Origin of the sequence: Micromonospora sp. NPDC005220 (genome assembly GCF_040607895.1) — a bacterium.
Classification (GTDB): Bacteria; Actinomycetota; Actinomycetes; order Mycobacteriales; family Micromonosporaceae; genus Micromonospora.
Genome location: NZ_JBEXHP010000009.1, coordinates 120,893 through 135,848, shown reverse-complemented (window position 1 = coordinate 135,848; position 14,956 = coordinate 120,893). Strand labels below are relative to the sequence as shown.

Below are 14,956 nucleotides of genomic sequence, written 5' to 3'. Positions count from 1 at the left end.
TCGAGGGCGGCTTTTGCGGCGGCGTCGGCGAGGTCGGGGGCGACGTGGTCGAGGATGCGGGTGCCGAGTTTGCGGAGGTGGGTGGGGTCGAACTGGCCGGCCCAGTCGGTGAGCACGCCGACGGCTTTGTCGGCGGCTTCCGCTCCGGCCGAGCTGTGCACGGTGGTGATGGTGTCGGCGATGACCCGGGCCTGGTCGAGGCTGATGTGCCCGTCGGCTAGGGCTTGTCGTACCCGGGGGTTGCCGGTGTCGAGGGTGGTGGCGAGGTCGATGAGGCGGCGGGCGGCGGGAATGGTGAGCTGGAGTCGTTCGCGCAGCCAGACCGCGGTGCAGGAGGCGCCCTGCGCGCGGGGCGTGCCGCGGCTGTCGAGCTCGCGGACCAGAGCGAGTTTGACGGCGGCGAGCCGTTGCTCCAAGCGGTGCGCGGCGTCGAGCGCGGCGATCAGTTCGTGCTCCGGAAGGGCCCAGGCGGCGGCGTCGACGCACGCGGCGACCGCGTCGTCTGCCTGCGCCAGCTCCTCGACCATGACCCGACACTAGAACAGGTGTACGACATCTTTCAGTCACCATGATCGATTTGATCGGCCAGTCACCGGGGGCTCGTCGGTGCCGGATTCCTCCCGGACGGCGACCGGAGCTGCCCGGCGGTGCCAGGAGTTGGTGTCGACAATGCTGCCTGGTGTGAGCGAGGGCCGGGTGTCGGCGGCGCTGCCTGGTGCCCGGTGTGAGCGAGGGCTGGGTGTCGGCAGCGTTGGCTGATGCCCGCATGAGCGAGGGCCGGGTTTCGGCGGCGCTGGCTGATGCCCGCATGAGCGAGGGCTGGGGCGGCGCTAGCTATTCGCCGATGGGCGTCGAAGAGCCTTGGCCCAGGCCATGACGCGATCGATGGAACTGCGGGTCAGGCCGATCGTCGGGTCGGTGGTGATCAACAGGGTGGGGCTGCTGCGCGCTGCGGCCCAGGTGTGGGCTTGCGGCGTGTGCAGGTCGTCGATCCATGCCGCGGGCCGTTGCTGGGCGTAGGCGTCGATGGCCGGAATCTTGTCGCTGGGGTGGAACGGCGCGGGTGGCATGGTGATCACGGGCAGGGGAGCGATGCGCAGAAGCGGAGCGAGGAGTTGGTTGGCTTCATCGTTCCAGCTTGTGGCCCAGGCGATGTCGAGGATTGCGCTCGCCTCGGTGATCCAGGCGCCGTGGGTGGGGTTGACGCGGACAGGCCCCTCTCCGGGGAACAGGTGGTGCTCGCTGTGACCGGCGGGTGGTTGAGGAGTCCCGTAGGGGTTGAGGACACCGTCGATGTCGAGCAGGAGCAGGGGTCGGTTCACTCGGAGGATCCTGCCGTAAACGGTCCGCCGATGGTGACCGCGAGACAGGTCAGCGGCCAAGGCCCGCCTACCGGGAGTGGCAGGGCAGGCGTCAGGCAACCGGGCAGGGCAGGGACGGGCAGGGCAGGGCAGGGACGGGCAGGGACGGGCAGGGACGGGCAGGCGGTCGGGGCGGGGCGCAGGGGCAGGGCGGCGGGGTCGTCGGCGAACGGAACGGCGACCCCGCCACCACCCAGCGAGCTAGCCGATGCGGAACTGATCGCCGTAGACGGCGAACACCAGCGGGGTGTTCAGGTTGAAGTTGCCATTGTTGAGGAACACCCGCTGGGCGGTGTCGACGCGGGAGGTGTCCGAGTGGACCTCCTCCTTCTTCATCTCGATGACCCGCTCGTCGAGGAACGCGTTGAGCCAGGTCCGCTCGTCGCCGCCCTGGGCTGGCGGCTTGGCCCGGTTCAGGGCGCGGCTGCGGATCTGGCGCATGCCTTCGTACCCGTGCATGACCGCCGCGTCGTAGTAGGCGAACTGACCGAGCGCCCGGACCTGGTCGTTCTTGCCGTCGCGTACCGACGGGTTGAAGTAGACCCGGTCGCGTTCGGCCTCCTGGGCGGCCCGGAACACCGTGTCGTTGGCCGCGGTCCGCCAGTCGCGGGGGAAGTTGGGGTCGAGGCCGCTGTGCGACGGGGTGCCGTTCACGTTGCGCAGCGCCGGCAGGTAGCCGGCCAGCACGTTGCCGGGCTTGGTGTCTGTGTACGCCTGGACCAGTTCGAGCATGTCGCCGGTGCCGGAGCAGAAGCCGATGATGCCGGCGGTGTAGCCGCGCCCGTCGCCGATGTCCTCGATGTAGGAGAACTGCGCGCGCCAGTCGAGCGAGGAGTTCTCGGCGGCCGAGACGAGCTGCATGGCGACGTCCTTCTTCGCCGGGTCGTCGAGGTTGGTGCCGGTCGGGGTGGTGGGCGGGGGAGTGGTGGGGGTGCCACCGCCGGGCAGGGTCCACTGCTGGTTGGTGGTGCCGCCGCAGGTCCAGATCTGCAGGCGGGCGCCGTTCGCGGTGCTCCGGTCGGTGACGTCGAGGCACTTGCCGGAGCCGGAGTTGACCAGCGCGCCGTTGCTGGCGGTCCACTTCTGCGCGCCGGTGTTGTTGCAGTCGTACAGCTGCACCTTGGCGCCGTTGGCGGTCGACGCGGCGGTGACGTCGAGGCACTTGCCGAGCGCCCGGATCGAGTTGTCGGTGTTGCCGACGGTCCACGTCTGGGCCGCGCTGCCGTTGCAGTCGTAGAGCTGGACGGCCGTGCCGTTGGCCGAGTTGGCGCCGGCGACGTCGATGCACTTGCCGCCGAGGCCGGTGATCGGCCCGGCGGCCGCGGCGCTCGCCGACGGCAGACCGTAGCCGACGGCGGCGACGCCGATCAGCAGGGTGCCCACGACGTAGGCGGCTGTTCTCCTGTGAACCATGGTGTTCCTCCGGGAAGGGGCGGCGTGCCGCCGGCCGGTTGGTGGCCCGGCGCGGCGGTTCGGCCCCGGCGGGCACCGCGAGCATCAGGAAATTGTATTAACAGATACCAGTACGTCGATTCGTCGTCAATCGACGACCGCGCGGCGTGACGGCTCCTGTTCATCCCGTCGTTGGCGGGGCGTACCTGCTGGTGACTATCGTCTGCGCGCTCGGGTGCGAGCCGGTGATCCCGGCGCGTTCGCCGAGCTGTTCGACACGTACGCGCGCTCGGTGTACAACCACGCGTTCCGGCTGCGAGTGGGAACGCGGACGGCACCCGCCGAGTGCCGTCCGCGTGGTCACCGCTCCCGGTAGGTGGCCAGGTCGAAGTCGGCGTGTACGCCGTCGCCGCCCAGGTCCTGCACCCACAGGCCGAGGAAGGCCCCGGTGAAGCCCCACGCCGCCGGCTCGCCGTCGATGATCAGCGCGGCGTGTTCGTCGGACAGGATGGTCGCGTCCAGCTCGACCGGCAGTCGCTGCCAACCGGCCCCGAGGTCGTAGTCGAAGCGCACCGCCGGCCCGTCGAACTCGGCCCGTAGGCCGACCCGGGTGACGCCGCCGACATGGACGGTCAGATCCGGGTACGCGGTGCGCCGCCCGTTGTCGGAGCTGAGCAGCTCCAGCACCGTCCGCCCGTCGTCGGCCCGGGTCAGGTAGAGGTGGTGCCAGTTCAGGGTGTTGTAGTAGGCGGTGATGCCGGCGAGCTGACGATGGTCGGCCGGCGCGAACTCCACCACGGTCTCCAGCGAGCACCCCATCGCGCCGACGCGTCGCCCGACCAGGCTGGGCGCCTGCCGACCGACCGGCGACTGCCCACCGTGGACCCGCAGGTACGACGGGCGGGTGTGCAGGTCCACCCAGTCCGGGGTGGCCGGCCGACGCAGCGTCGACCACCACCGGCCCAGCTCGGGGGCGTCGAAGTGGTCCGTCTCGGGCTCCGCCGGCCAGGGGTGCGGGGGCAGGTCGGGTGCGACGACCTCGTCCGCCGGCACCCCTCCGGCGATCCGCGGCCAGCCACCCGACGGCCACTCGACCCGCTGGATCGCGGTCTCCCGGCCCAGCACGCAGTTGCCAAGTGGCGAGTACGGGCGGCCAACCAGATGAGCCAGGTACCACTCGCCGTTCTGGGTGCGGACCAGGCTGCCGTGACCCGCCTTCTGCAACCGCAGGTCGGGCCGCCCGAAGGAGGTGAGCAGCGGCCCGTCCGGGTCCACCTCGTACGGCCCGAACAGCTCCCGGGACCGCGCCACGGTGACCTGGTGCTCCCAGCTGGTGCCGCCCTCGGCGGTGATCAGCCAGTACCAACCGTCGTGGCGGTACAGGTGCGGACCCTCGGTGAGCCCGGCCGGGGAGCCGGTGAACAGAATGCGGGGGCTGCCGACCAGACGGCGCGCGGCCCGGTCGTACCGCTGGATCTCGATGCCGCCGAAGCGGTCCCGGCCGGGTCGCCAGTCCGCGCTCATGCCCAGCAGCCACGTGCTGCCGTCGTCGTCGTGGAACAGCGCCGCGTCGAACCCGCGCCCGTGCAGTTTCACCGGATCGGACCAGGGGCCGCTGATGTCCTCGGCGGTGACCAGGAAGTTCTGCGGATCCCAGTAGCCGCTGGCGAAGCTGGCCACGTCGCTGTAGACGAGGTGGAACAGACCCTCGTGGTACGTCAGGTCGGGCGCCCACACCCCGTTGGAGTCGCCGCATCCACGCAGGTCGAGCAGGCGACGGTCGGTGATGATCCCACCCAGGCTGCGCCAGTTCACCAGATCACGCGAGTGGTGCACGAGCACGCCTGGATACCACTCGAAGGTCGAGGTGGCCAGGTAGTAGTCGTCGCCGACGCGCAGGATCGACGGGTCCGGGTGGAACCCGGCGAGGATGGGATTGCGGATCGACCGGGTAGCGGTCGCCACGTTAGCGATGTCGGTCGACACGAGCGCTCCTCTGGACGGGTGGTCTGTAACTTCCGGAAACTCGCGGTCCCGGGCCATTGAAGGTTGTGCCTACGCTAGCCGGTCTTTTCGCAATAGGACAGGGGTCTTGACCGTTACGACAACAGCTCGTAGCGTGCCGGCCATCGATCGGTATTACCGGCGAAGCATTGAAAGTTTCGGAGATCGGTAGATCCCCACCCCGCGCCCGCCCAGCCGGCGTCCGAGCACCCCGTGAGTCCCCGAAGGGATGGATCATGACCACGCACATGTCCCGCCGTACGCTGCTCGGCCTCGCCGGTGCCGGCGCCGGCGCCTACCTGCTGAGCGCCTGCGGCGACGACGGCGAGTCCAGCGACCCGAACGCCCCGCAGACCATCAACTGGTGGCACATCCAGAACACCGAGCCGATGCTTCCGGTCTGGGCGGCGCTGGCCACCGAGTACAAGACCGCACACCCGAACGTCACACTCGACATCCAGCCGCTGGAGAACGAGGCGTTCAAGGCCAAGCTCACCACCGCCACCCAGGCCGGCGACCCGCCCGACCTCTTCCAGTCCTGGGGCGGTGGCGTGCTCAAGCAACAGGTGGACGCGGGCCTGGTCAAGGACATCACCGACGACGTGAAGCCGTGGATCGGGGGTCTGCTGCCCGCCGCCATGGAGCCGTACACGATCGACGACAAGATCTACGGTGTCCCGTTCGACATCGGCATGGTCGGTTTCTGGTACAACAAGGACCTCTTCACCCGCGCCGGCATCACCGCCGCGCCCACCACCTGGGCCGGCGTGCTCGACGCGGTCCGCACGCTCAAGGCCGCCGGCATCACGCCGATCGCCCTGGCCGGCAAGGACAAGTGGCCGGCCCACTTCTACTGGTCCTACCTCGCGATGCGCATCGGTGGGGTGGGCGCGCTGCAGAAGGCCGTCGACGACAAGAACTTCGACGCCCCTGACCTCGTCGCCGCCGGCGATCGGCTCAAGGAACTCGTCGACCTGCAGCCGTTCCAGAAGGGCTTCCTCGGCGCCGCGTACGGCACGCCCGACGGGCAGGCCGCCACCATGGGCAACGGCGGGGCGGCAATGGAGCTGATGGGGCAGTGGGCGCCGGCGGTGCAGGCCTCCAGCTCCACCAGCAAGAAGGGCCTCGGCGACAAGCTCGGCTTCTTCCCCTTCCCCGCCGTCGAGGGCGGCAAGGGCGCCACCACCGAGGTGTTCGGCGGCGGCAACGGCTTCGCCATCGGCAAGGACGCCCCCGCGGCCACCGTCGACTTCCTGAAGTTCCTGCTCAGCGCGGACAACCAGCGCAAGTCCGCGCAGACCGGCGCGGTGCTGCCGACCGTCAAGGAGGCCGCGACGGCCATCCCCGACGCCAACGGCAAGCTCGTCGCGGAGACCCTGGCCGGCTACACCGGCTTCCAGCTCTACCTCGACCAGGCGTACGCGCCGGCGCTCGGTTCGCAGATCAACGACAGCGTCGCCGAGTTGGTCGCCGGCAACAAGTCGCCCGCGCAGATCGTCAAGGACATCACCCAGGTGGCGAAGACCGTCTGACCGTGACCACCCACCCATCCTTAGCCGGCGAACCCCCTGTGGAGTAGGCATGACCAGGCCATCGACCGTGTCGGACAGCAGGCACGGCGACCCGGCGACGGACCCGCCGGCACCGGGGCCGGGCACCGTGCGGCAGCGCGGCCGCCAGCCCCGGCCGGGCCGCGGCGGCGTCCTCGCCATCTTCCTCACCCCAGCGCTGGTGCTGTTCCTGCTGCTGGTCGTCGCCCCCATCCTGGTGGCCAGCTACGCCAGCCTCTACAAGTGGAACGGCTTCGGGCTGCCGGAGAACTTCATCGGGTTGGACAACTACACCCGCGCCTTCCAGGACCCCACCTTCCGCGGCGACCTGTGGCGCGGGTTGGTGCTGGTGCTGCTCTCCCTGGTCGTCCAACTGCCGGCGGCGCTGGCCCTGGCCATGCTGCTCAATCAGCCGCTGCGGGGCCGCGCCGCGTACCGGCTGATCTTCTTCGCACCGTACGTGCTCTCCGAGGTCACCACGGCCGTCCTGTTCGACCTGGTCTTCTCACCCAACCGGGGCCTGGGCGACGCGATCGCGACGTGGTTGAGCGCCGACGCCGGCGCGGTCTTCGCCGACCCCGACACCGTGCTGTACGCCGTCTTCCTCGTGGTGTCCTGGAAGTACTTCGGCCTCTACATGATGCTCTTCCTGGCCGCCCGGCAGGGCATTCCCAAGGAGTTGTCCGAGGCCGCGGTCACCGACGGCGCCACCGCCTGGCAGGCGTTCCGGCATGTCACCCTGCCGCTGCTCGGGCCGACGATCCGGATCAGCGTCTTCCTGTCGGTCATCGGCACCATCCAGCTGTTCGACATGGTCTGGGTGCTCACCCGGGGCGGCCCGATCCACTCGTCGGAGACCATGGCGGTGACGATGTACGAGTACGGCTTCCGCCGTTTCGAGGTCGGCTACGCCAGCGCGATCAGCATCGTCATGTTCCTGCTGAGCCTCGTCTTCGCCCTCTTCTACCAGCGCATCGTCCTGCGTCGGGACACCGCGGGCGCGATCACCAACCAGGGAGGCCAGCGATGAGCGGCACGGTGAATCGCGCTCAGCGGACCCGCAGCCTCGTGCTGCACCTCGTCTGCGCCCTCGTCGGAGCGCTCATCGTCGTACCGGTCTGGTTCGGCGTGCTCGGCGGCTTCAAGGACAACGGTCAGCTCGCCACCAATCCGTTGGGGTGGCCCGACCCCTGGATGCCGTCGAACTACACCGACATCCTGACGTCCGAGGTGTTCTGGCGGCAGCTCGGCAACAGCCTTCTCATCGCCGTGAGCAGCACCTTCATCGTCGTCGCCGCGGCCGCGATGGCCGCGTTCGTCTTCGCCCGCTACGCCTTCCGGGGCCGCGAATTCCTGGTGACCCTGTTCGCGATCGGCCTGATGTTCCCGTTCGCGGTGGCCATCCTGCCGCTCTTCGTCCTGCTGCGCGGCATGGGTCTGCTGGACAACCCGCTCGGCGTCATCCTGCCCCAGGCCGCCTTCGGGCTGCCGATCACCATCATCATCCTGCGCCAGTTCTTCCGCACCATCCCGGCCGAGGTCGAGGAGGCCGCCGTCCTCGACGGCTGCGGCTCGTTCGGGTTCTTCTGGCGGGTCCTGCTGCCGATGGCCCGGCCCGCCCTGGCCACCGTTTCGGTGCTGGCCGTCGTGACCAGTTGGAACAACTTCATGCTCCCGCTGGTCGTCTTCACCGACCAGAGCTGGTGGACCCTGCCCGTCGGGGTCCAGGCGTTCCAGGGCCAGTACACCGCCGAAACCGCACGGGTGCTCGCCTACGTCGTGCTGTCCATGGTGCCGGCCCTGGGCTTCTACGCGGTGGCCGAACGTCAACTCATCGGCGGCCTGACCGGCAGCGTCAAGGGATGAGGGGGGACCGTGGGCACGGAGAACGGCCAAAACGTCACCATCGCCATGATCGCGCGGTTGGCCGGTGTCTCCGTGCCCACCGTGTCCCGGGTCATCAACGGCCGGTCCGATGTCGCCCCCGACACCCGGGAGCGCGTCGAGGCGCTCCTCAACCGGCACGGCTACCGCCGCCGGTCACCGACCCGACGCACCGACGCCGCCCTCATCGACCTGGTCTTCAACGACCTGGACAGCCCGTGGGCCGTGGAGATCATCCGTGGGGTGGAGGACGTCGGCCAGAGCAGCGGCGTCGGCACCGTCGTGTCGGCCATCCACTGGCGGATCGCCTCGGCCAAGCAGTGGCTCGACAACATGCGTACGCGCTCCACCGAGGGAATCATCTTCGTGACCTCGATGGTGAACCCACCGTTGCAGGCCGAGCTGCGCCGACTCCACCTGCCGGTCGTCATCATCGACCCGGCCGGGGTCGACCCGCAGGAGTCGCCCACCATCGGCACCACCAACTGGGCGGGCAGCCTCAGCGCCAACCAGTACCTGATCAGCCTCGGCCACCGCCGCATCGGCTTCATCGCCGGCCCGCCGCATCTGATGTGCAGTCGGGCCCGGATGGACGGCTACCGGGCCGCCCTCGGCGCCGCCGGGATCCCCGTCGACGACGCCCTGATCCGCCCCGGCAACTTCTACCACGAGTCCGGCTTCACCGCGGGTATCCAGCTGCTGGCCCTGCCCGACCCGCCCACCGCCATCTTCGCCTCCAGCGACCAGATGGCCCTCGGCGTCTACGAGGCGGTCCGCAAGAGGGGCCTGCGGGTGCCCGACGACGTCAGCGTGGTCGGCTTCGACGACCTGCCGGAGGTGCGGTGGTGCTCCCCACCGCTGACCACCGTCCGTCAACCCCTGGCCGAGATGGGCATGCTGGCCGCGCGGACCGTGCTGCGGCTGGCCGGCGGCGAGAAGACCGAGAGCCCTCGGGTCGAGCTCGCCACCGAGCTCATCGTCCGCGACAGCGCCGCACCACCACGGTCGTGACATCGCTCAGCCGACGCGCAACGCGTCGTCGACGCCCGTCTCCCGGCGGCCGAGGTGCGCCGGATCCCGACCGGAGAGCAGATCCACAGCGGCCTTCAGGCAGGCGCCGTTCTCCCGGGACGAACTGAACCACCACGTCTGGGCGTACCGCTTCGCGCTGTCGTCGCCGACGCCGTTGGCGTCGATGCCGAGGCGCCGGCACAGCGCCACGGCGCGCGGGAGATGGAAGGACTGGGTCACCACAGTGGCCCGCCGCACCCCGAAGATCCGCTCCGCCCGCGCACACGAGTCGTAGGTGTCGAAGCCGGCATAGTCCGGCACCACCTTGTGCGCTGGTACACCTCGCTCCACCAGCCAGCTCCGCATCGCGGCCGGCTCGTTGTAATCGGCGTTCATGTTGTCGCCGGACACGAGGATCGCCCGGACCTTGCCGGCGTCGAACAGCCGTCGCGCGATCTCCAAGCGGGCCGCGAGGACGGGTGAGGGTGTGCCGTCCGCGTCGACCTTGGTGCCCAGCACCAGCGCGACCGGGGCGTCCGGCACCTCGGCCTCACCGTAGAGGTGGCCCTCCGCGGTGTCGCGGATCCATGTCACGCTGGCCACGGTGCCTCCGGTCAGCGCCACCGCCCCCACCGTGAGCGCGACGACCGCCCGGCGGACGAGTCGCCGATGTTCCCCGTACCACCGCCTGGCCGCACCGAATCGTCCCCCCATGCCGCACAGGTTATTCCGCCCGCGCTCACGCGAGATCACCGCCGCGGTCAGCGCGTCAGCTTCGGGTCCACCGTTGGCTGTTCGTGCCGTTGCAGCTCGCCAGGACCGCGGGGGTGCCGTTGGCGGTTCCGGCGGCGTTGGGCGTGAGGCACAGGCCGGACTGCACGCCGGTGACCGTGCCGTCGGTGGTGACGTTCCACTGCTGGTTGGTGCCCCCGTTGCAGTCCCAGATGATCACCCTGGTGCCCGGCGAGGTCCCGGCCCCCTCGGCGTCCAGGCACTTCGTGCCGTATACCTGGAGCTGTTTCGCGGCGGTCAACGTCCACTGCTGGTTGGTGCCGCCGTTGCAGTCCCACAGCGTGAGCTGGGTGCCGTTGGTCTGTGACCGGGACGGGACGTCCAGGCAGCGGTTGGCCCCGGTGTTGCGCAGCGGTCCGGCCGTACCGCTGGGTGGCGGTGTGGTGGGGCTCGTGGTGTCGAAGCCGAGGAACCGGATCGCCTGCGCGGCGTCGAACGGGATGGAGTGGCCGTACCCCTGGAAGCTGATCGCTTCGACGGGCGCCGTGCCGCCGGTGCCCCCGTACCGGGTACGGGTGGCGCTGGTCTGCGGGGAGTCGGTGAAGCTGGGGGTCTGCGACACGCCCTGCACGTTGGTCCACTGCTTGATCTGCTCGCCGAAGTTGACGTAGCTCAGCGTGGTGTCCGTGGTGCCGTGCCAGATCTGGAACCGGGGACGCTTGCCGGAGTAGCCGGGGTAGGCGCTGCGGACCAGGTCACCCCACTGCTGTCCGGTCCGGACGATCCGTCCGCCGGAGCACTCGCTGTTCCACTCCGCGCCGTTGGTGGTGGCGAAGCACCCGAACGGGACCCCGGAGGAGCTGAACCCGGCGTTGAACAGGTCCGGGTAGAGGCCGACCATGACGTTGGTCATCATGGCGCCGGAGGAGAACCCGCCGACGCCGATCCGGTTGGCGTCGACCGGATAGCGGCTCCGGACGTAGTCGACCATGGACTTGAGGCCGACCGGGTCGCTGCCACCGTCACGCCGCAGCGCCTGCGGTGACGAGACGTCCCAACACTTGCTGCTCCGGGTCACCGACGGGTAGATCACGATGAAGCCGTAGCGGTCGGCGAGGGTGCTGAGCCCGAAGCCAGTGTGCACCGCGGGGCCGCTGCCGGTGCAGTAGTGCAGGGCGAGGAGCAGGGCCGGCTGGGCCGCCACCCGGTCCGGCACGTACAGGTGCATCTGGAGGTTCGTCGGGTTGGTGCCGAAGTTGGTCACCTGGGTGAGCGACGCGGCCGACGCCGGAGTGGCTACCGTGACCACGGCCGTCATCGTCGCCAGGGCCGTCGCCAGCGTGGCGGCCAGCAGTGCGATCCTTGATCTCATCGGCGTTCCTCTTGTCGTGAATCGGGGGCCCGGCGGCAGCGCGGCGGTCAGCGCAGGCGGTCCACGACGGCGCCCGGGTGGTCCCGAGGCGCGCGGCGTCCGCCGCGCGTCACCGGCGGCTGCTGACAGATCCTGATACGACGTCCGGATGCCCAGCGGACGCCCTAACCACCGAGGTCCGAGCAGCGGAGGCCCTCCCGGTGGGCCACGGAAGCTGATCGCCTCGCATCGACTGTGAGCGATAACATGCCGTTCGTCAAGCCGTAACGTGTGACGTCTGTCGATTCCGTGCGTCGCAGTCCGAGTGACGCGCATCTTGAGATTGTCGAGCCGACAGTGCCATTGTGGTACGTCGATGAGAAGCCACGCGCGGGGCTGACCTCCGTCCACTGGGCAACCGGGATCCAGGTGTGATCTCCGGGGGACGGTGACACAAGCGATAGACCAACGAGAGCCAGCCGTCCCCGAGTTCGCCCGTCCCCGCGTCGCACAGTGACCGGCGGGCGGCTCATCTGCGCGAAGGAACCCCGCCCATGCGTACATCGAAGACCCGCGCGGCACTCCTGGCGGGCATGCTGCTCGCCGCGAGCGCGCTCGCCGGCGTCAACCCACCAACCGCCAGCGCGGCGGCCGATCCGGTCACCGTCACCGTCAACACCCGCGCCGGTCTGGCGACCGTGCCGGACACCGCGCTCGGCGTCAACCACGCCATCTGGGACTCGAACCTCGGCACCGCCCAGACATCGGACCTGCTCCGCGATGCCGGCGTGCAGATGATGCGTTACCCCGGCGGCTCGTACGCCGACATCTACCACTGGAAGGACCACACCGCGCCCGGCGGCTACGTCGCGCCGGGCACCGACTTCGACACCTTCATGGCGGCGGTCCGGCGCGCTGGCGCCCAACCGATGATCATCGCGAACTACGGCACCGGTACGCCCGCCGAAGCCGCCGACTGGGTGCGGTACGCCAACGTGACAAAGCGATACGGCGCGCGGTACTGGACCGTCGGCAACGAGAACTACGGCAACGGCCACTACGGGTCCGCGTGGGAGGCGGACAACCACCCGGACAAGAGCGCGACACAGTACGCGAGGCTGGTCGTCGAGTACGCCGACGCGATGAAGGCGGTCGACCCCAGCATCAAGGTCGGGGCGGTGCTGACGATGCCGGGCAACTGGCCGGACGGGATCACCGCCGGCAGCGACCCGGGCCCGTGGAACCAGACCGTGCTCTCCATCGCCGGCCCGAAAATCGACTTCGTGGACGTGCACTGGTACCCGGGCGGCACCGCCGCCGAGTCACTGGCCCGCGTCAACCACCTTTCGGACGCCACCTACCTGCTGCGGCAGCAACTCGCCCGGTACGCCGGCGCGAACGCCGACCGCATCGGCATCAGCTTCACCGAGCTGAACGTCGACGCCGGCCGGAACACCCAGCCGGCCGCGCTGTTCCTGGCCGACGTCTACAGCGGGCTGCTGGAGAACGGCGTCTTCACCGCGCACTGGTGGAACGTGCACAACGGCATGGGCACCGTGACGCAGGTGGCCGGCCAGACCGACTACGGCGACTTCGGCATGCTTTCCAGCGGCGCCTGCACCGAGGACGGCTCGGTCTGCCAACCGCCGCTGAACACACCGTTCGCGCCGTACCACGCGCTGACGATGATGAAGCTCTTCGCGAAGACCGGCGACCAGTTCGTCCGCGCCGGCACCGACGAGCCGCTGGTCACCGCCCACGCCGTCCGCCGGGGCAACGGTGACCTGGCCGTGCTGCTGGTGAACAAGGACCCGGACAACGCCCACCCGGTCACCATCGACTACGCCGGGTTCACCCCGTCGGCCGCCGCGCCCACGGTGTCCACACTGACCAACGGCGCCACCGGCATCGCCACCAGCCAGTCCGGCTCGGCGACCAGCCGGACCCTGCCGCCGTACTCGCTGACCACGCTGGTGCTGCGTGCGGCCGGCGCCACCGCCGGACGGCCGACGGCACCGGGCCAGCCGACCGCGAGCGGCGTCACCGACCGCGCCGCGACGATCACCTGGCCGGCGTCCACCCCGGGCGGCAGCCCGATCGCCAAGTACGAGGTGCACCGGCAGAACGGCGCGGTCAGCGAGCAGCTCGGCGAGACCGCGTCCACCTCGTTCACTGTCGACAACCTCGTGCCGGGCAGCAGGTACACCGTCAACGTGCTGGCCCGCGACACCGCCGGACGGGTCTCCTGGGCCTCGCCGCCGCTCACGTTCGCCACCGGCAGCCCCGCCGCCAGTACGTGCACCGTCCGCTTCACCACCAACAACGACTGGGGCAACGGCTACATCGGTGGCGTCGAGATCATCAACAACGGGACCAGTCCGATCAACGGCTGGACGCTCACCTGGACCTGGCCGACCGGCTGGCAGCAGGTGAGCAGCGGTTGGAGCGCCACCTGGGAACAGGTCGGCACCGCCGTCCGGGTCACGCCCACCACCGACAACCGGCAGATCGCCGCGGGCGGCTCCGTGAGCGCCGGCTTCGTCGGCGCGTACAGCGGGCCGAACGTGCTGCCCACGGCGTTCACCCTCAACGGCACCATCTGCGCCACCGGCTGACGGATTGGCCAGGGGCGTCGATGGTCAGGGCGGCTCGGGTTGGCCCCTGACGCACTCCCCGAAGTGTGTGATGCCTGTGAGTCATCGTGATGACTCACAGGCATCACCCTCATTCGGGAAGGGCCGGGCCCCACACGGCCCGGTGGATGTCCGCTAGCCGATCCGACGGGCGGGTGACCGGCATCGTGGACGTTATGCTGCGGGACCGGACCGACGGGCGGAGAGGTGGTCGATCATGACTCAGTCGCAGCCCCAGGTTGCCCTGCAACCGGACAAGCCGAACGCCGCGCGAATGTTCGACTACTACCTCGGCGGCAAGGACAACTTCGCCGCCGACCGGGCCGCCGCCGAGATGGTGTTGCAGGTCGCGCCGTGGATGCCCGAGGCCGCCCGGCAGGGCCGTGAGTTGATCGCCCGGACGGTCCGGCACCTCGTGCAGGAGCGGGGCATCCGGCAGATCCTCGACCTCGGGTCCGGGCTGCCAACCCGCGACAACGTCCACGAAATCGCGCACCGCGTCGACCCCGACGTGCGGGTCGTCTACGTCGACAACGATCCGGTGGTCTGCGCCCACGGCCGGGCCCTGCTCGCCGACTCGAAGACGGTGTCCGTGGTGCAGGCCGACCTACGGGACCCCGAGCAGGTGCTCGGCCACCCGGAGATCAGCGCCGCGATCGACATCGGCAGCCCGGTCGCGGTGCTGATGATGTTCGTACTGCACCTGGTGCCCGACGAACAGGATCCGCAGCGGATCGTCGCCACCTACCGCGACGCGCTCGCCCCTGGCAGCTACCTGGCGCTGTCGCACGCCAGCACCGACACGCACCCCGACCTGATGGCCCGGATCTCCGCGATCTACGCGCGGGCGAACAGCCCCTTCGTGCCGCGCAGCCACGCGGACGTCGCAAGGTTCTTCGGCGACTTCGTCCTGGAGTCACCCGGGCTGGTCAACATGTGGCCGTACGCCGAGCCGCCGGCCACCGACGACCCGGAGGTCGCCCGCACCGGCTACAGCGGCGTCGCCCGCAAGCCCTGACGCCCCTAGTCCCAGGGGCA

General features: G+C 70.0%; 12 protein-coding genes. 6 read left to right on the top strand and 6 right to left on the bottom strand.

Annotated features, from left to right (window positions below; genetic code table 11):
* The 4 genes from ABZU52_RS06755 to ABZU52_RS06740 all read right to left on the bottom strand — a co-directional run.
* A partial coding sequence (locus tag ABZU52_RS06755) for a DUF222 domain-containing protein (RefSeq protein ID WP_354970105.1) occupies positions 1 to 527 on the bottom strand: 527 nt, incomplete at its 3' end.
* A 303-nt stretch (positions 528 to 830) separates the two neighbouring features.
* On the bottom strand, positions 831 to 1,322 hold the full coding sequence (locus ABZU52_RS06750) for an HAD domain-containing protein (RefSeq protein WP_354970104.1): 492 nt from the start codon (positions 1,320 to 1,322) through the stop codon (positions 831 to 833).
* A gap of 240 nt (positions 1,323 to 1,562) precedes the next feature.
* The gene (locus tag ABZU52_RS06745; protein ID WP_354970103.1) at positions 1,563 to 2,774 is read right to left on the bottom strand and encodes a chitosanase; all 1,212 of its coding nucleotides are present in this window, start codon (positions 2,772 to 2,774) and stop codon (positions 1,563 to 1,565) included.
* 339 nt (positions 2,775 to 3,113) lie between these two features.
* Positions 3,114 to 4,739: a glycoside hydrolase family 43 protein gene (locus ABZU52_RS06740; RefSeq protein WP_354970102.1), complete on the bottom strand. Its 1,626-nt coding sequence runs from the start codon at positions 4,737 to 4,739 to the stop codon at positions 3,114 to 3,116.
* A 254-nt stretch (positions 4,740 to 4,993) separates the two neighbouring features.
* Between ABZU52_RS06740 and ABZU52_RS06735 the strand changes: the two genes are divergently transcribed.
* Genes ABZU52_RS06735 through ABZU52_RS06720 form a run of 4 tightly spaced genes read left to right on the top strand, consistent with a single transcriptional unit; the run spans position 4,994 to position 9,202 of the window.
* Complete coding sequence (locus tag ABZU52_RS06735; protein ID WP_354970101.1) at positions 4,994 to 6,289, top strand: extracellular solute-binding protein; 1,296 nt, start codon at positions 4,994 to 4,996, stop codon at positions 6,287 to 6,289.
* Positions 6,290 to 6,338: 49 nt separating this feature from the next.
* The gene (locus tag ABZU52_RS06730) at positions 6,339 to 7,337 is read left to right on the top strand and encodes a sugar ABC transporter permease (protein WP_354970100.1); all 999 of its coding nucleotides are present in this window, start codon (positions 6,339 to 6,341) and stop codon (positions 7,335 to 7,337) included.
* Complete coding sequence (locus ABZU52_RS06725) at positions 7,334 to 8,173, top strand: carbohydrate ABC transporter permease (protein ID WP_354970099.1); 840 nt, start codon at positions 7,334 to 7,336, stop codon at positions 8,171 to 8,173. The genes ABZU52_RS06730 and ABZU52_RS06725 overlap by 4 nt, the downstream gene beginning before the upstream one ends.
* A gap of 9 nt (positions 8,174 to 8,182) precedes the next feature.
* Positions 8,183 to 9,202: a LacI family DNA-binding transcriptional regulator gene (locus ABZU52_RS06720; protein ID WP_354970098.1), complete on the top strand. Its 1,020-nt coding sequence runs from the start codon at positions 8,183 to 8,185 to the stop codon at positions 9,200 to 9,202.
* A gap of 6 nt (positions 9,203 to 9,208) precedes the next feature.
* Here the strand turns inward: ABZU52_RS06720 and ABZU52_RS06715 are convergent, their stop codons facing one another.
* Positions 9,209 to 9,916 (bottom strand): ElyC/SanA/YdcF family protein, encoded by a 708-nt coding sequence (locus tag ABZU52_RS06715; protein ID WP_354970097.1) that lies wholly within the window; start codon positions 9,914 to 9,916, stop codon positions 9,209 to 9,211.
* A gap of 55 nt (positions 9,917 to 9,971) precedes the next feature.
* Positions 9,972 to 11,306, bottom strand: coding sequence for a PHB depolymerase family esterase (locus ABZU52_RS06710; protein ID WP_354970096.1), 1,335 nt, complete (start codon positions 11,304 to 11,306; stop codon positions 9,972 to 9,974).
* A gap of 533 nt (positions 11,307 to 11,839) precedes the next feature.
* On the opposite strand from ABZU52_RS06710, the gene ABZU52_RS06705 reads away from it, so the two are divergent.
* Positions 11,840 to 13,900: a cellulose binding domain-containing protein gene (locus ABZU52_RS06705; protein ID WP_354970095.1), complete on the top strand. Its 2,061-nt coding sequence runs from the start codon at positions 11,840 to 11,842 to the stop codon at positions 13,898 to 13,900.
* Positions 13,901 to 14,135: 235 nt separating this feature from the next.
* A complete protein-coding gene (locus ABZU52_RS06700; protein ID WP_354970094.1) occupies positions 14,136 to 14,936 on the top strand; it encodes an SAM-dependent methyltransferase in 801 nt (266 codons plus the stop codon).
* Positions 14,937 to 14,956: the final 20 nt, after the last annotated feature.